A 17245-nucleotide genomic window follows, 5' to 3' on the forward strand; every position below is an offset into this window, starting at 1 on the left:
GGTCTGAACCATGAGTTTGCTCAATATCGGGATGTCGGGTCTGTCCGCAAGCCAGACCGCACTGGTGACCACGGGTAACAACATCGCCAACGTCGATACCGCCGGGTATTCGCGTCAGCAGACCGTGCAGACCACCAAGGCGTCGAACCAGTACGGCAACGTGTTCATCGGCTCCGGCACGACCCTGGCGGATGTGCGCCGGGTCTATAACTCGTACCTTGAAGCACAACTGAAGACCACCACCTCGCTCAACAGCGATGCGGCGGCCTATCAGGGGCAGATCACCCCACTCGATTCCCTGCTGTCGGACAGCGGCACCGGCCTCAATGGCGCACTGACCAAGTTCTTCGCCTCGGTGCAGAACGTCAACGCCAAGCCGGGCGACGATGCTTCCCGCCAGTTGCTGCTCAGCGATGCCCAGGCCCTGAGCAACCGTTTCAACTCGGTTGCCAGCCAGCTGACCGCGCAGAACGAGAACATCAACGGCAACCTGTCGAACATGGTCGACCAGATCAACAGCCTGGCCACCACCGTCGCCCAGTTGAACAAGAAAATCGCCGAAGTCTCCAACTCCGGCGGCGCTCCGAACGACCTGCTCGACGCCCGCAGCGAAACCATTCGCCAGCTGTCCACCTTCACCGGCACTCAGGTCGTGGAGAACGGCAGCAGCCTGGACATCTACCTGGGTTCCGGCCAGCCACTGGTGATGGGCAATATCACCAATAAACTGGAAGCAGTGCCGGACAAGAACGATCCTGGCCGCATGGGTATCCAGCTCAACAGCGGCTCCAGCGTCATGGACCTTACCCAGGTGCTGACCGGTGGTGAAATCGGCGGCCTGATGCGCTACCGCAGCACCGTGCTCGACCCCGCCATGAACGAGCTGGGTCGCGTGGCGCTGGTCGTCGCAGACCAGATGAACAGCATCCAGGCCTCGGGCATCGACAAGAACGGTGCGTTTGGCTCCAACCTGTTCAGCAGCATCAACAGCGCCGCCCAGATGAGCCAGCGCAGCGTCGCCTCGCTGGGCAACAGCGCCGGGTCCGGCAACTTCAACGTGTCCATCGAAGACACCGGCAAGCTGACCACCAACGACTACAAGATCACGTTCACCAGCGCTACCGACTACACGGTGCAGCGCTTGCCCGATAACACCTCGATGGGGGCGTTCAACACCGCGACCACGCCTCCACCGGTGGTCGATGGTTTCGCCTTGACCTTCGGCGGTGGCCCGGCGGTGGCCGGTGATTCGTTCAAGATCACCCCGACCCGCAACGCGGCGGGCAGCATCAAGACCGAGATGACCGACTCCAAGCGGCTGGCGATTGCCGCGCCGCTGGGCGCCGCCATCACGCCGGGCGGCAGCGGCACGCTGACCATTCCGGCCAGCGGCCAGCCGACCATGACCACCAAGCTGGACATCTACGACGAAGCCACCACCAGCATCATCCAGAACGGCATCAAGAACTCGATGCCGGTCAAGGTGGTGTTCGGGGCGACGTCGGCCGGTGGCTCCAGCCAGGCTTACCAACTACGCGATGCCCAGGGTGGCTTGATCAGCAGCGGCACGATCATACCCGGCCAGAGCAACACCCTGAGCCTGAGCGTTCCGCTCAAGGACGCCACGGGTGCCCCGATCATGGATTCGTCCGTACCGCCGGTGCAGCGTACCGTCACGTTCGACATGTCGATCGCCGGCGCTCCATCCGACGGCTCAGGTATCAACATCAGTCTCAGCCAGCCCGGCAGCCTGGACAACCGTAACGGGACCATCCTGGCGGGCTTGCAGACCGCCAAGACTGTGGACACCAACTCCGGCAGTAAAGGCATTTCCCTGAACGATGCCTACGGCAAGTTGGTGGAAGGCGTCGGTGCCAAGGCTGCCCAGGGCAAGCTGGACAGCGCCGCCACTGGCGCGATCCTGGACAACGCCAAGAATGCCCGCGATTCGTTGTCCGGCGTGGACCTGGATGAAGAAACCGGCAACCTGGTCAAGTTCCAGCAGTACTACACCGCATCCTCGCAGATCATCAAGGCTGCGCAACAAATCTTCAGTACATTGATCAACAGTCTTTAAGGAGCCGTAGCCCATGCGCATTTCTACTTCTCAGTTTTACGAAAGCACGGCTGCGAACTACCAGAAAAACTTCGCCAAGGTCGTCAAGAGCAGCGAGGAGGCCAGCAGCCTGGTGCGTGTGAACACCGCCGCCGATGATCCAGTCGGTGCTTCGCGCTTGCTGCAACTGGGTAACCAGGCTTCGATGCTGTCCCAGTACGAAGCTAACGTCACCACCATCAAGGCGACCCTGGGCAACACCGAAGCGGTCATGACCAGTATCGGCAACGTACTGCAGCGCGCCAAGGAGTTGGCCGTTAGTGCCGGCAACGCCGCCTACACCGACGCAGACCGTAAAGCGGTCGCTTCGGAATTGGGCTCGATTGAAGAACAGCTGCTCAGCCTGATGAACACCAAAGATGAGAACGGCAAATACATCTTCGCCGGTTCCAAGGGCGATGTCGTGCCGTTCACCCGCAATGACGACGGCACCTACAGCTACAACGGCGACCAGGTCACCCTGGACCTGCCGATCGGCGACACCATGTCCATGGCCACCAACAGCACCGGCTGGGAAGTGTTCCAGCAAGCCGTCAACACCAGTCGTACTCAGGTCACCATGACCGCGCCGCCAGTGGATGATGGTCGTGTGGTGTTGACCAACGGCCAGGTGTCGTCCAGCGTGAGCTACAACAGCCAGTTCCGCAGTGGTGAGCCGTACACCGTTGAGTTCGTCAGCGGCACCCAACTGAAAATCACCGACTCGGGCGGCAACGATGTGACCGCCGAAGCCAGCAAGGGCGGTGTCATCCAACCGCACAACCAGGCCGGGCAGACCGTGAGCTTTCGCGGTGTTGACCTGACCTTGAACGTCAACCTTCATGCAGGCGAGGTCGCGGACACGGTTTTGACAGGTCGTACCTTCACCCTGGCCGCCAAACCTGACTCAATCACGCCGGCACGCAGCCCGGGCAATACCACCGCGACCCAGATTACGGGCAGCCAGATCACCGATCCGGCTGCTTACCACGCCAGTTTTCCGACGGGGTCTGCCGTTCTGAAGTTCACCAGCGCCACGGATTTCGACCTCTACGCCGCGCCACTGACCGCCGACAGCAAACCAGTATCGAGCGGCACCCTGGCAGGCAACGTCGCCACCGCATCCGGGGTGAGTTTCACCCTTAATGGTGCTGCGGCGGCCAACGATCAGTTCAGCATCGCAGTCAACACCCACGAGACCCAGAACATCCTGGACACCGTGAGCCAGTTGCGGACCGCATTGAACACACCGGCTGATGGCGACAACATCGCCATCCAGAAGTTGAACGCGGCGCTGGCTTCGGGTATCGGTAACCTGGCCAGCGGCACCGACCAATTGACCAGCGCATTGAGTTCGGTTGGTGGACGTGGGCAGTCGCTCGATACCCAGAGCGATACCAACCAGAGCTTCGTCCTCGCCAATTCGCAAACCCAGTCGGCGATTCGTGACTCCGACCCAGCGGAGGTGATGACGCGCCTGACGTTGCAGCAGACTATGCTTCAAGCGTCGCAGTTGGCGTTCAGCAAGATCGCTCAATTGGGCTTGTTCAACAAGATGTGATCCAGGGCAGGGGCCGTGATGCTATAAGCGGTCCCCGACCCGTTTCTTTATACGATTCAGGACGTCCTGCTCTCGCCTGAGTTGGCGCCCACCGGTTGAGAGCCAAGCGTGTGAAATCAGCTCCTCTTGTCAGCATCGCCATCCCCGCGTACCACTCACGCTTTTTCCGCCTCGCCTTGCAAAGCGCGCTCGAGCAGAGCTACGAGAATCTTGAGATTGTTATCTGCGACGATTGCCGCGGCGATGAAGTCGAGCGTATTGTCCAGGAGCTTGAAGCAGGCTCGAGTGTTGCGGTGCGCTACCTGCGCAACCCTACCCGGCTGGGGTTCCAGCAAAACCTGTTGCGTTGCCTTGAAGAGTCCCGGGGCGAGTACATCAAGTTCCTCTGCGATGACGATCAGTTGCTGGCGTTCTGCGTCAGCCAGCAGGCGGCCATCCTGCAAGAACATCCGCAAGTATCGTTGGTGATCAACAAGCATCACCTGATCGATGCCGACAACTACGCCTTGCCGATCCGTGTTGAAAACACCGGCATCACCCAGTTCGATGCGCTGTTCAACGGCAGCGACATGCTGGCGTATTTTGAAAAAACCACCCGCAATATCCTTGGCGGTTTAAGTGGTGCATTGATGCGTCGCACCGACGTCGAGGCTTTGCTGCCGGCGTTGGCGCGGCCCGGCGAAGGCTTCGAGGCGGTCCTGGATTTTGCCTTGTTCATCTGCCTGTTGCGACGGGGTAACCTGGTCCAACTGTACGCCGAGGGAAGCGGTCAGCGCTTGCATCCGGACCGCCTGGCGCGTCAGGCCAAAATGCTTGAAGCGGCCACGGTGGAGCTGACGTGGCTCAAGGAAATGCTTGGCCAGCGCAGTGGCGAGCCGGCGCCGGCCAGTGGCTGGGTGCGTTACCAGGCGCTGGACCGAAGCAAGGAGGATGCGACCGAGTGGGAAGAAATAAACGTTTACTCGGTCATCGCGACTCGGCAGGGCGTTATCGGCTCGCAAGTTGGCACTGACATCGAAAGCTACGCAGACCTCTATGTGCAGTGGTTGGAGTGCCGCCGTTTCAGTCCATTGCGCAAGCAAGTCCTGTCCCGGCAGATCGCGCGCTGGGCCTATCGTCCGAGGATCGTCCCCGTCATTATCGATGAGCAGGACGATCCTTATGCGCTCGGCATTACCCTGCAAAGTATCACGGCCCAGGCCTATGCCTGCGAATCGGTGCTGCTGCTGTCCAACGGTCGCCAGGGTGTGGACAACCATATCCTGCGCCTTGGACTGCAGGCTGACTGGGTGCAGCAGCTCAATGGGCTTTTGCCTCAATTGGACGGCGCCGATTGGTTCTACCTGCTGCGTGCCGGCGACCGCTTGACCGAGTCTGCGCTCCTGGTCATGGCCGACCGGATTGTCAGCTCGCCAAGTGCTGCCTGCATCTACAGCGATGAAGGCGCGCTGGTGGATGACAAATCGGCGGAGCCGATCTTCAAGCCCGACTTCAACCTCGATCTGATGCGCGGTTACCCCTATGTCGGTCGGACTCTGGCTTTCGAGCGCGCGCGATTCCTGGCCTCGGGTGGATTCGATTCGAGCCTGGGCGAATTGGCGCCCCATGACTTGATCTGGCGACTGGTCGAAACGGACGGGCCGCAAGTTATTGGTCATATCCCTGAAGTCCAGGTCGAGTCGACGTTATCGTTCGCCCAATGGCTGTCGCAGCCGGAAGTCATCGAGCAAAACACCCGGCTGATCAGTGCGCATCTGCAGCGTATCGGCATTCCGCACCGGCTTCACCCCGGGGCGCTCCTCGCGCTGGTTCCGCGCATTGAATACCTCTTCGCCGAGCGTCCTCTGGTGTCGATCGTCATCAGCGTCAAGGATGACCTGAGTGCGCTGGAGCGTTGTATCAACAGCCTGCTCAGTGCGACGACATATCCGCACTACGAAATCATCATTGTCGATAACGCCAGTGAAAACGCCGCGCTGCAGCATTGGCTGCGGGGCATGGCTGAGCTGGGCAGCGAAAAATTGCGAATACTCCTGCACCCGGGAAGTAGTAGTGAAGCAGTGATCCGCAACTTCGCCCTACAGCATGCCCGTGGCGAATATCTGTTATTGCTCAACCCCAATTGCATCGTGCTGGAAGCCGCTTGGCTGGATGAGCTGCTCAATCATGGGCAACGCCCCGAGGTCGGTATCGTGGGGCCTCGCACGCTTAACCAGCAGGGCCGGGTCATCGATGCCGGCATGATCATGGGGATGGGCGGGTTGGCGGGCAGGGCCTTTGTCAACGAATCGGTAACGTCTGGCGGCTACATGCAGCGCTTGCAGACCGTGCAGAACTGGAGCGCCGTTGGCGATCATTGCCTGTTGGTACGCAAGCAAGTTCTGGAGGAAGCTGGCGGGTTCGATGAGTCGATCACAACGCAGCGCATCAATTCTCTGGAGTTGTGCCAGCAGGTCGGAAAAAACGGTTACCTGATCGTCACCACGCCATACAGCGATGTCGTGCTGGCCTCCGGTGTGGAGCCTGGTCGTGATCCTTCTTGGAAGCAGCGGCTGGAGGAGGAGCAGGAGGCATTCTATCAGCGCTGGTTGCCCAAAATCGCCAACGATCCCGCCTACAACCGTAACCTGACCCTGACCGGAAAAAGCTTCAGCCTTGAACCCGGGCCACGCACCGGCTGGAATCCGTTGATCACCCGTAACGTGCCCTCGATCCTGGGGATGGCGGTCAACACCTCGGCGGTGGGGCATTACCGGGTCAGCCAGCCATTGTTCGAGCTGGAGGCGGCGGGTCGAATCGTCGGGCGTGTTGCCTACGATACGCCCTCGATCATTGACATCGAGCGCCAGTCACCGGATGTGATCATTCTCCAGGGTCGCTATAACGTGGGTAAGTTCAAGGACATTGCCCAGGTCAAGACTTACTCCAAGGCCATGCGCATCTATGAACTGGATGATTACATCGCCAGGGTCCCGGAGAAAAACGAACACCGTCGCAATATGCCGGACAACCTCGAAGACTTGCTGCGCCAAGGTATCGCCCAGTGCGATCGGGTCGTGGTGTCCACCCATCCGTTGGCGGACGCTTTGTCGAGCATGCACCACGATATTCGCGTCGTGCCGAACATGCTGGCGGCCGGCCTGTGGAACCAGCTTCGAAGCCAGCGTGCGACCTCCAGCAAGCCGCGTATCGGTTGGGGGGCGGCACCAGCCACCGTGGCGACCTGGAGCTTATCGCCGATGTCGTTCGGGAACTCGCTGATGAAGTCGAATGGGTTTTCTTTGGCATGTGCCCCGATTTGCTCAAGCCCTATATCCATGAATTCCATCCAGGCGTTAGCCTTGCGCTTTATCCGGCAAAACTGGCCAGTCTGAATTTGGACTTGGCCCTGGCGCCGTTGGAATTTCATATATTCAACGACTGCAAAAGCAACCTTCGCCTGTTGGAGTACGGTGCGTGTGGCTATCCAGTCATCTGCTCGGATACGGAGGCCTACCGAGGTCATTTGCCTTGCACGCGAGTCCTCACCAACAGTACCGAAGAGTGGCTTGAGGCAATCCGTATGCATTTGGCAGATCCGATTGCCAGTTACCGGATGGGCGACGAATTACGTGAAGTGGTGCTGCGCGACTTTATCTTGCGCGGCGATAACCTGCAGTACTGGGCCAATGGTTGGCTGCCGGATTGATGGGTTTCCCCGCGAAACTCCCGGTGTCGCTGATGCGGCCACCCACTTGTTAAGGAATGAATATGCAAAGCAATGTCCCAACAGGAACGACTGCGCCGTTGAGTGAACGGTTTACGCTGGTACTGCTTGCTCATGACCAGTCGACCGCCCTGCGGCGGGCGTTGCGCTATTACCGCGACAGTTCATTCGCCGTGTTGGTGGTTGACTCATCAAGCCGGATCGATGGCAGTATCTCGATGGCATTCCCCGGCGTGCAGTGCCTGCATGCGCCTGAGGCGCGCGGCTTCGGCGAAAAGGTTCGCCAGGCCCTCGAGCGCGTTGCCACGCCTTACCTGGCGATTGCCGATGCCGAAAGTTTCCTGCTACCCCAGGCGCTCGAACAATCGTTGAGTTTCCTGGAGGCGCATGCTGAATATGGCGTATGCCAAGGCTACAGCCTGGCGTTCGAGGCCCATGCCGACCGTGTCGACTATTATTTGCTCGATCGCAAGGGCTGCGAAGATTACCCCGGCGCATCGGCCGAAGCTCGGCTGACGGTGTTTGCTGAAGATTGTCCTTCACTGGTTAACGCGGTGACACGCACTGAAACCCTGCGGCGCAGCTACGCTTCGTTGCCCGCCGATTTTGACTCTCGGTTGCAGGAGGCTGGTCATTCCCTTGGGTTGGTGACGGATGCAAGGGTCCGCTTGCTGGACATTCCCCATGGCGTAAACGAGCGTAGTCGCGTGGCGAAGCCATGCAACCCCGTCGGCACGGCGCCTGGTACCGAGGACTTGCGAGCCGTCGCTGAACAGGAACGCATGGCCACGATGCTGACCAGCGCTTCTGGTATGGATGATTCGGCGCTGGAACATGCCCGGGCCATACTCAAGAAGCTGGTCGAGCGTTCGGCGCCGCAGGCTGGGAAACTGTTCGAATCGACCTGGGATTCGCGGCGTGGCGAACCGATCCGACGTTTCGAGCCGACGCAGTACGTTGAGTTGCCTTTTTACAACCAGGCTTTCTTCGATGTGCTCGCGGCGCTGGAATTCCTGATTCATGCGGCGCCAAGCGGACAGGTGCAGCTGAGAGAGCTGGAAGCGGTCATGCTCAGGCAGAAAGAACTGTCGCGCCCTCAGCGCAATACCAGTGCCGAACCGCTTGATGAACAGCTGGCGAGGGCTTTTTTGAGCTATGCATTCAATCAGGATCTGGTGAAGCAATTGCTCGGGCTCATGCAGGCCAAGGGTGACACGCGCTACGTGCAGATGCTTCAGGCCTGGGACCAACGACTCAAGGCTTCGGCGTTTGAAAATACCGCGAGGTTGTTCGACGCCACGCGCTCCGGTCAATTGCTGCGTTGGCTCGAGGCGCGCGAACCGAGTGCCAGTGAAGCTCAGAAAGTGTCCCAATACCTGGCCGCTCGCAACGGTGGACCTACCTTCGGTATTTTGATCCTCGATCTGGAAGCCGACATTTTCAAGATGCAGGCCACCTTCGACAGCATAATCAACGGCTACTGCCGGGCGTTCAAGATTGTGGTGTTCACCACCGGCGACCTGCCGGCCGAGACGACGCCACAAAACGTCCTGCATTTCGTCAAGGTCAACGAAAGCAATTACGTCGAGAAGATCAATCAGGTGGTCAACCAGATCGATTGCGATTGGGTGGTCATGGCCGAAGCCGGCGATGAAGTCACGCCGGGAGGCCTGTTCCGCGCGGGTTTGGAGCTACTGGACGCTGGGCAGTGCCAGGCCGTGGCAATGGACGAGTTCCAGCGCCAGCCGGACGGGACCTTGGCTGATGTATTCCGGCCTGGGTTCAACTTGGACTTGCTGCAAAGCAACCCGGCGTTGATGGCCCGTCATTGGCTGATCCGCCGCGAGACATTCCTGAAGCTTGGCGGTTATTCGCGTGAATTCAAGAACGCGATGGAGTTCGACCTACTGTTGCGTCTGATCGAGCAGGACGGACTGGAAGGGCTTGCTCATCTGGATGAGCCCCTGCTGGTCTGCCAGGCGCCACCGGCGGAAAACAACGCCGATGAGCGCAAGACACTGCTGCGTCACCTGGCGGTTCGTGGCTATCAAGCTGACGTAAGCTCAGTGGTGCCGGGGACGCATAAGATCGACTATCGCTTTGCCGTCCGCCCGATGGTGTCGATCATTGTCCACGGCATTGGCGATCTGACAGCGTTGCAACGTTGTTTGCTCAGCGTCCTGCAGCGCACTCGATATCAGCGCTACGAAGTGCTGGTCCCCACCCCGACCGCTAACCATTCGGTGCTGCGCACCTGGCTCGACGGTCAGGGGCACCAGGCCGGTCGCGTCCGGTTGCTGGATATCGACGCGGGCGTCGCGACGGGGACCCTGATTAACGCTGTGAGCCAGGAAGCCAAGGGCGACTACTTGGTGACGCTGGCGGCTGACAGCGAAGTGGTCAACGTCAACTGGATCGAATCGCTGCTCAATCAAGTGTTGCGCCCGGAGGTCGGCGTGGTCGGCGCCAAGCTGGTCGAGCGCGATGGAAGCATCGCCCAGGCTGGCCTGATCCTGGGACTGAACGACACAGTCGGCTCGGCTTTCGTCGGTGAGCCGAAGACCGTCCGGGGCTACATGAACAGGTTGGTAGTCGAGCAGAACTGTTCGGCGGTGTCTTTCGCCTGCCTGATGATTGCCAAGCAATTGTTCGAAGCGGCCGACGGCATTGATACGGCATTGTTCGACGATGCGCTGGGTGACGTCGACTTGTGCCTCCGGGTTGGCCAGGCAGGTTATCTGACGGTATGGACGCCGCATGTGCAAGTGATCCAGCCCGGCGTGCTGGTGAGTACGCCGCAGGCGCTTGCGGCGCTGCGTGAGAAGTGGTCCGGGGCGTTCGCCCAGGACCGGTTCTACAACGGCAACCTGGCGCTGCAAGGTGCGGGTTTTACCCTCGGACCGGTGCGCAACGTACCTTGGACCGACTTGCTGAACTAACCGCCGCATAACCGTGCGGATGAATCGTGGCGAGGGAGCTTGCTCCCGCTGGGCTGTGAAGCAGCCCCTTTTGTGAGCGCTTCGCACTCAAGCGGGAGCAAGCTCCCCCGCCACAATTAATCAAACGCCTTCTGCAGTTTTCCACCGGGTACGGCAGGTAAATCTACCGTCGCTCTCACACAATTGCATCGCCATCCCCTACATTCCTGTCCGGTGTCCAATCCGATCGCGAGAAATGACACTGCTTCATTTGTCATGAAAAAATGCCCCTTGAGGACAAAACAGCGTGACGCATAGGTCATAAAGTGCATCTTCACTGTATTGTATTCCCCGGAGTGGAGGCCCGTTCGTTCGCCTGGCAAGGCTTCCGCCCTCGGAAATCAACCATTTTGAAGCGCCCCTGAGCTTTTGGGGGTGAACCTAGTCGCAGTACATGATCGGGAAGCCATGATGATTGGCATAAAAAGCATAGCGAGTTATGTGCCGACCGCTGGTGTGGATAACTACGCTCAGGGTGCCAAATTCGAGAAGGATGAAGAGTTCATCCTCGGCAAGATTGGTTCGGCGTTCCTGCCGCGCAAAGACGCTGATCAGGAAACATCGGACCTGTGTGTCGAAGCAGTGAACGCGCTGTTCGCCAACAACCCACAGCTTTCGCGCGAATCGATTGACGCGCTGATCGTCGTCACCCAGAACGGTGATGAGGAAGGATTGCCGCACACGGCCGCCATCGTGCAGGACAAACTCGGGCTGCCGACCCATGTGGCGGCGTTCGACATATCCCTGGGCTGCTCGGGCTATGTCTATGGCATCTATGCCCTGAAAGGCTTCATGGAGGCTGCAGGGCTGAAAAACGGGTTACTGGTCACCGCTGACCCCTATTCGAAAATCGTCGACCCTGAAGACCGCAACACCACCATGCTCTTCGGCGACGCCGCCACGGCCACTTGGATGGCAGAAGGGGCCAACTGGCAGTTGGGCAAGTCCAAGTTCGGGACTGACGGTTCCGGTGCGCCGCACCTGAAGGTGAGCGACGGTGTGTTTTTCATGAATGGTCGCCAGGTCTTCAACTTCGCCTTACTGAAAGTGCCGGCTCATTTGCATGAACTGCTGAACGAATCGTCATTGCAAGCCAGTGATATCGACGCGTTCTGCATCCATCAGGGGAGTGCGGCTATCGTCGATGCCGTTGCACGGCGTTTCGAGGGTGAGCCTGAGAAATTCATCAAGGACATGGTCGAGACCGGCAATACCGTGTCGTCGAGCATTCCGCTGTTGCTGGAAAAGCACGTCCTGGATGCCGACTGGAAGCGCGTGGCGATCAGCGGTTTCGGTGTTGGCCTGTCGTGGGGCTCGGCGATTCTCTATCGCGACTGATCCGATCCTCTCCTTCTGATAGCGCTTCAGGTTCGCCTGAAGCGCTATTTTTTTGCCCCTGACCATGTCCTGCGGTTTATTGGCGCCATTTTTCGGGCCTTTATCCATCGCTAAACCCTTGTTTCACAAGGGGTGGCAGTCTGCTAGTAAATTTTTTAAAAAAAGCCCTCAAGCAAGTCCCCAACCCGACGATAACTATTACGAAGGTTCTCTAGGCCACACCCGGCGGTTGCCAGGGCCGGAAGCCGCAGTACCCAACCAACGAGGAATTCGTCATGGCTTTAACAGTAAACACTAACGTCACATCGTTGAACGTTCAGAAGAACCTGAACAAGGCTTCCGATGCTCTGTCCACTTCGATGACCCGCCTGTCTTCCGGCCTGAAAATCAACAGCGCCAAAGACGACGCCGCTGGCCTGCAGATCGCTACCCGTATGACCTCGCAAATCCGCGGTCAAAACATGGCGATCAAAAACGCCAACGACGGTATCTCCATGGCGCAGACCGCTGAAGGCGCGATGCAAGAGCAGACCAACATTCTGCAACGTATGCGTGAACTGGCCATCCAGGCACGTAACGACAGCAACAGCGCAGATGACCGTATCGCTCTGAACAAAGAGTTCTCGCAGATGAGCGACGAACTCACCCGTATCGCCAACAGCACCAACCTGAACGGCAAGAACCTGCTTGACGGTACCGCTAGCACCATGACCTTCCAGGTCGGTTCGAACAACGGTTCTGACAACCAGATCACTCTGACTCTGAGCGCCAGCTTCGACGCTGCAACTCTGGGTGTTGACTCGGCGATCACCATCGTTGGTTCCGACAGCGCTACTGCTGAAACCAACTTCTCGGCCGCCATGGACGCAATCACCAGCGCCATCGACACCATCAACAGTGCTCGTGCGGACCTCGGTGCTGCCCAGAACCGTCTGAACAGCACTATCTCCAACCTGCAGAACATCAACGAAAACGCCAGTGCTGCACTGGGTCGCGTACAAGATACCGACTTCGCTGCTGAAACTGCACAACTGACCAAGCAGCAGACTCTGCAGCAAGCGTCTACCTCGGTTCTGGCCCAGGCCAACCAACTGCCATCCGCTGTACTGAAGCTCCTTCAGTAATAGCCGGATGAGTTTTAGCGGGGGAGTGCGCTTGCGTGCTCTCTCGCTTTTTCCGTTCAAGAGGTGATGGACATGGATATGAGCGTGAAGCTGAACTTGTCTTATCCAGCGGCGAAGCCGGCACCCACCGTGGTCGACAAGCCCGTGGAGAAGCCTCAAGCCGACGTTGCTACCGTAACCCCGGTCAAGCAAGCGCCTAAAGACGCTGCCGCCGAGCAGGACAAACTCAAGAAGGCCGTTCAGGAAATCGAGAAGTTCGTCCAGTCGGTCAAGCGCAACCTGGAGTTCTCTATTGATGAGCCTTCAGGCAAAGTAGTAGTCAAAGTGATTGCCAGTGGCTCCGGTGAAGTGATTCGCCAGATCCCGAACGAAGAAGTTCTGAAACTGGCCAACAGTTTGAATGATGCAAACAGCTTGTTGTTCAGCGCTGAAGCCTGACAGCCGGCACGAATTTTGTTGTTATGTTCTTTTGGGCGTTGTAAAGGTCAAAAGGCCGGCGACACACTGAAGGGAGTCCCACATGGCAAGTCCAATTCTACCTGGCTTGGGTCTAGGCTCTGGCCTCGATACCACTGCGATCGTCAAGGCGCTGGTCGATTCCGACAAGGCCGCCAAGCAAGGTCAGATCACCCGAGCGACAACGACGACTACCAACAGCATTTCCGGGGTGGGTACCCTGAAGTCATTGTTGGCAGCTTTCAATACCGCCATGAAGGACTTGTCCAGCACAACGACCCCGCAATTCTCAGGTTTTGCTGCGACATCTTCAGCTCCCGGTGTTCTCACGGCTACCGCCAGCAACACGGCGGTGAATGGCACTTACGCCATCAAAGTCACCAACCTGGCCACTGCGTCCAAGGTCACTTCGGCGGCCTTCGCGGGTGGTACGACCAGTGCCATTCCCACGGGTACGATGACCATCTCGCAGGGCGGTAACAACTACAACCTCAATGTGCCGGATGGCTCCACCTTGCAATCGGTTCGAGACGCGATCAACGCCGACTCTTCGCTCAAGGCTGCCGGAGTCAGTGCGAACATCATCACCGACTCCTTTGGTTCGCGCCTGGTGTTGGGTTCGACCACGACCGGTGCAGGTTCCGATATCTCGGTGAGCGGCATCGCGGGGCTGGAGATCGATGGCACGAACGTTGTGGGCGCTGGCAATACCGCGCTGACGGCCACTTCGGCGGGCGCCATCGGTGCCCTGGCCCAGGATGCCAACTTCACCGTCGATGGCATGGTGCTGACCAGTAAGAGTAATACGGTCAGCACGGCGATTTCCGGATTGACGTTGAATTTGCTCGGAGTAGCCGATGGCGGCACTTCAACCGTTACCGTGGCGCCGAACAACGATGGCCTGAAAGCCTCGATTCAGAAATTCGTCGATGCCTATAACGCAGTCGCTAACAGCATCACCGCACTGACCAAGCCGTCGCTCGACGATGATGGCAACCCGACGGTATCGGCCAAATTGACTGGCGATGCGTTGCCTCGCTCGCTGTTGGCGGCGATTCGTACTCCCTTGTCCGAGACGGGCTCTGGGGACAAGCTCACAGCGCTGGCCCAACTGGGTATCACCACCGACCAGAAGACCGGCGCACTGAACTTCGATAGCGTCAAGTTCAGCGCAGCGATGAACGATAAAAAGCTAAGCGGCGAAGTGCAGACCTTGTTCACTGGCACCAACGGCTTGCTGGAACGCATGGGCAAAGCTATCGAACCCTACAGTCAGACCGGCGGTATCCTCGATCAGCGCACCACGGCGCTGAACAGGACCCAGACGCGGCTGAAGGCTGATCAGGAGGCTCTGGATCGCCGGGTCGAGACATTGACTGCCACGCTGACCAAAAAGTACAACGACATGGACACTCTGGTCGGGAAGCTCAAAGCGACTGCCAGTAACATCACCTCGATGTTCGAAGCGCTGACGGCACAACAGAAAAACAGTTGATTTTCGACAGACGCAAAAAAGCCCGGCAACGTTTTGACAACGTTCCGGGCTTTCGGCTTTTCGGTCTAAAGTTTTTTGACGCAGCGTCGATACGCTGTTTATACGAACCGAAGTTTTTTGATGAGGTAGAACATGAATCCGATGTTAGCCCTTCGCCAATACCAGAAGATTGGCGCCCAGGCGCAAACCTCCGAAGCAAGTCCCCATCGTCTTGTGCAGATGCTCATGGAGGGCGGGCTGGACCGTATCGCCCAGGCCAAGGGCGCCATGGAGCGCAAGGATATCGCAAACAGAGGCATCCTGATCAGCAAGGCCATCGGCATCGTCGGTGGTTTGCGTGAAGGCCTGGACCTGGAAAATCGGGCCGAGTCGGTTGCTGAACTGGATGCTCTTTACGCGTACATGATGAAACGTCTGGCCGAGGCCAACGTCAAGGCCGATCCGAAGATCCTCGACGAAGTCGCCGATCTGCTTCGCACGGTCAAGGAAGGCTGGGATGCCATTGCCACGCCTGGTCCGCAATTCTGAGGAATATGCTCATGAGTCTTGTCCTGCAGCGCATAGAACAAACCCGCGATGCCTTGGTTGGCGCCTTGGCTGAGCGCAATTGGGAAGCCATCGGTCAATTGGACCTGGCGTGCCGTTCCTGCATGGAAGACGTCATGAGCGAGTCCGAGGTGGACGAGGCGGCGTTGCGTAACAATCTGGAAGAGTTGCTGGGGGTGTACCGGCAATTGCTGGAGGCGGCGACTGGGGAGCGTCAGGCGATCGTGAACGAAATGTCGCAGGTGCATCAGTCACAGAACGCGGCGAAGGTTTACAACCTGTTCGGATGATTTAATTTTCATTTAATCCGAACAAAGTGCGCCATAAATTTGACTGTGCACGATTTTTTGACTTAACTAGTGGCTGTTTACAGATTTCAGGCGTCTACAGGCATGACAAGTCTGCAAGCGTCTAGCTTGCCCCCAAATTCGGGCACTGAGTTGACTAGGGAAGTTGCTATTGCATGTGGCGTGAAACCAAAATTCTCCTGATCGATGACGACAGCGTCCGCCGCCGCGACTTGGCGGTGATCCTTAATTTTCTCGGCGAAGAAAATTTACCCTGCGGCAGTCATGACTGGCAGCAGGCTGTCGGCGCCTTGTCGTCCAGTCGTGAAGTCATTTGCGTCCTTATCGGGACCGTAAATGCCCCCGCATCGCTTTTGGGCTTGCTAAAGACACTGTCAACCTGGGATGAGTTCCTTCCAGTTTTGCTAATGGGCGAAAATTCTTCCCTGGACTTGCCGGAAGACCAGCGCCGCCGGGTACTTTCCACCTTGGAAATGCCGCCGAGCTACAGCAAATTGCTCGATTCGCTGCACCGTGCCCAGGTTTATCGCGAGATGTACGACCAGGCGCGCGAGCGCGGTCGGCATCGTGAGCCCAATCTTTTCCGCAGCCTCGTCGGCACCAGCCGTGCGATCCAGCACGTGCGCCAGATGATGCAGCAGGTGGCCGACACCGACGCCAGCGTGCTGATCCTGGGCGAGTCCGGTACCGGCAAGGAAGTGGTCGCGCGCAACCTGCATTACCATTCCAAGCGCCGCGAAGCGCCGTTCGTACCGGTCAATTGCGGGGCGATCCCAGCCGAGTTGCTGGAAAGCGAATTGTTCGGTCACGAGAAGGGCGCGTTTACTGGGGCAATCACCAGCCGCGCCGGGCGTTTCGAATTGGCCAATGGCGGCACGCTGTTTCTCGATGAAATCGGCGACATGCCGCTGCCGATGCAGGTCAAGCTGCTGCGGGTACTTCAAGAGCGCACGTTCGAGCGCGTGGGCAGCAACAAGACCCAGAGCGTCGACGTGCGGATCATCGCCGCGACCCACAAGAACCTGGAGAGCATGATCGAGGTCGGCAGTTTCCGCGAAGACCTCTATTACCGCCTCAATGTGTTCCCGATCGAGATGGCGCCGCTGCGCGAGCGGGTCGAAGACATTCCGCTGCTGATGAACGAACTGATCTCGCGCATGGAGCATGAGAAGCGCGGTTCGATCCGCTTCAACTCGGCGGCGATCATGTCCCTGTGCCGCCATGGCTGGCCGGGCAACGTCCGTGAGCTGGCCAACCTGGTTGAACGCATGGCGATCATGCACCCCTACGGCGTGATCGGCGTGGCCGAGCTGCCGAAGAAATTCCGCTACGTCGACGACGAAGATGAGCAAATGGTCGACAGCCTGCGCAGCGACCTGGAAGAGCGCGTGGCGATCAACGGCCATACGCCGGATTTCACCAGCAATGCCTTGCTGCCGCCGGAAGGCCTGGATCTCAAGGATTACCTCGGAGGCCTGGAACAGGGCCTCATCCAGCAGGCCTTGGACGATGCCAATGGCATCGTGGCGCGCGCGGCGGAACGGCTGCGCATCCGCCGCACGACCCTGGTGGAAAAGATGCGCAAGTACGGCATGAGCCGTCGCGAAGGAGACGAACAGGCGGATGATTGACGCCTGT

Annotated in this window: 10 protein-coding genes and 1 pseudogene; all 11 read left to right on the forward strand. The window is 58.7% G+C overall.

The window, feature by feature from the left end:
- Positions 1 to 10: 10 nt before the first annotated feature.
- The 11 genes and pseudogenes from flgK (at position 11) to JZ00_RS20765 (ending at position 17238) form a co-directional block, all read left to right on the forward strand.
- Positions 11 to 2077, forward strand: coding sequence for a flagellar hook-associated protein FlgK (flgK, locus tag JZ00_RS20715; RefSeq protein ID WP_039593102.1), 2067 nt, complete (start codon positions 11 to 13; stop codon positions 2075 to 2077).
- Positions 2078 to 2090: 13 nt separating this feature from the next.
- Complete coding sequence (locus tag JZ00_RS20720; RefSeq protein ID WP_039593101.1) at positions 2091 to 3656, forward strand: flagellar hook-associated protein 3; 1566 nt, start codon at positions 2091 to 2093, stop codon at positions 3654 to 3656.
- A 110-nt stretch (positions 3657 to 3766) separates the two neighbouring features.
- Positions 3767 to 7344, forward strand: a pseudogene (locus tag JZ00_RS20725) (glycosyltransferase).
- 62 nt (positions 7345 to 7406) lie between these two features.
- Positions 7407 to 10301, forward strand: coding sequence for a TIGR00180 family glycosyltransferase (locus tag JZ00_RS20730; RefSeq protein ID WP_039593099.1), 2895 nt, complete (start codon positions 7407 to 7409; stop codon positions 10299 to 10301).
- 450 nt (positions 10302 to 10751) lie between these two features.
- Positions 10752 to 11678, forward strand: a complete 927-nt coding sequence (locus JZ00_RS20735) for a ketoacyl-ACP synthase III (protein WP_039593161.1) — start codon at positions 10752 to 10754, stop codon at positions 11676 to 11678.
- Between the two features lie 275 nt (positions 11679 to 11953).
- On the forward strand, positions 11954 to 12802 hold the full coding sequence (locus JZ00_RS20740) for a flagellin domain-containing protein (protein WP_039593098.1): 849 nt from the start codon (positions 11954 to 11956) through the stop codon (positions 12800 to 12802).
- Between the two features lie 72 nt (positions 12803 to 12874).
- Complete coding sequence (locus JZ00_RS20745; RefSeq protein WP_039593097.1) at positions 12875 to 13240, forward strand: flagellar protein FlaG; 366 nt, start codon at positions 12875 to 12877, stop codon at positions 13238 to 13240.
- Positions 13241 to 13322: 82 nt separating this feature from the next.
- Positions 13323 to 14753 carry a flagellar filament capping protein FliD gene (gene fliD, locus JZ00_RS20750; protein ID WP_039593096.1) on the forward strand — a complete coding sequence of 477 codons (1431 nt, stop codon included), beginning with the start codon at positions 13323 to 13325 and terminating at the stop codon, positions 14751 to 14753.
- A gap of 132 nt (positions 14754 to 14885) precedes the next feature.
- Entirely contained in the window at positions 14886 to 15281 is a 396-nt protein-coding gene (gene fliS / locus JZ00_RS20755) for a flagellar export chaperone FliS (protein WP_039593095.1), read from the forward strand.
- 11 nt (positions 15282 to 15292) lie between these two features.
- Positions 15293 to 15589 carry a flagellar assembly protein FliT gene (locus JZ00_RS20760; protein ID WP_039593094.1) on the forward strand — a complete coding sequence of 99 codons (297 nt, stop codon included), beginning with the start codon at positions 15293 to 15295 and terminating at the stop codon, positions 15587 to 15589.
- A gap of 173 nt (positions 15590 to 15762) precedes the next feature.
- Positions 15763 to 17238, forward strand: coding sequence for a sigma-54 dependent transcriptional regulator (locus JZ00_RS20765; RefSeq protein WP_039593093.1), 1476 nt, complete (start codon positions 15763 to 15765; stop codon positions 17236 to 17238).
- Positions 17239 to 17245 lie beyond the last annotated feature (7 nt).

This window comes from Pseudomonas frederiksbergensis, assembly GCF_000802155.2.
GTDB classification, from domain to species: Bacteria; Pseudomonadota; Gammaproteobacteria; order Pseudomonadales; family Pseudomonadaceae; genus Aquipseudomonas; species Aquipseudomonas frederiksbergensis_A.

Excerpts from the sequence above, each read along its gene's own strand:
- flgK (WP_039593102.1), top strand. The coding sequence starts at position 11 with ATGAGTTTGCTCAATATCGGGATGTCGGGTCTGTCCGCAAGCCAGACC.
- JZ00_RS20720 (WP_039593101.1), top strand. The coding sequence starts at position 2,091 with ATGCGCATTTCTACTTCTCAGTTTTACGAAAGCACGGCTGCGAACTAC.
- JZ00_RS20730 (WP_039593099.1), top strand. The coding sequence starts at position 7,407 with ATGCAAAGCAATGTCCCAACAGGAACGACTGCGCCGTTGAGTGAACGG.
- JZ00_RS20735 (WP_039593161.1), top strand. The coding sequence starts at position 10,752 with ATGATTGGCATAAAAAGCATAGCGAGTTATGTGCCGACCGCTGGTGTG.
- JZ00_RS20740 (WP_039593098.1), top strand. The coding sequence starts at position 11,954 with ATGGCTTTAACAGTAAACACTAACGTCACATCGTTGAACGTTCAGAAG.
- JZ00_RS20745 (WP_039593097.1), top strand. The coding sequence starts at position 12,875 with ATGGATATGAGCGTGAAGCTGAACTTGTCTTATCCAGCGGCGAAGCCG.
- fliD (WP_039593096.1), top strand. The coding sequence starts at position 13,323 with ATGGCAAGTCCAATTCTACCTGGCTTGGGTCTAGGCTCTGGCCTCGAT.
- fliS (WP_039593095.1), top strand. The coding sequence starts at position 14,886 with ATGAATCCGATGTTAGCCCTTCGCCAATACCAGAAGATTGGCGCCCAG.
- JZ00_RS20760 (WP_039593094.1), top strand. The coding sequence starts at position 15,293 with ATGAGTCTTGTCCTGCAGCGCATAGAACAAACCCGCGATGCCTTGGTT.
- JZ00_RS20765 (WP_039593093.1), top strand. The coding sequence starts at position 15,763 with ATGTGGCGTGAAACCAAAATTCTCCTGATCGATGACGACAGCGTCCGC.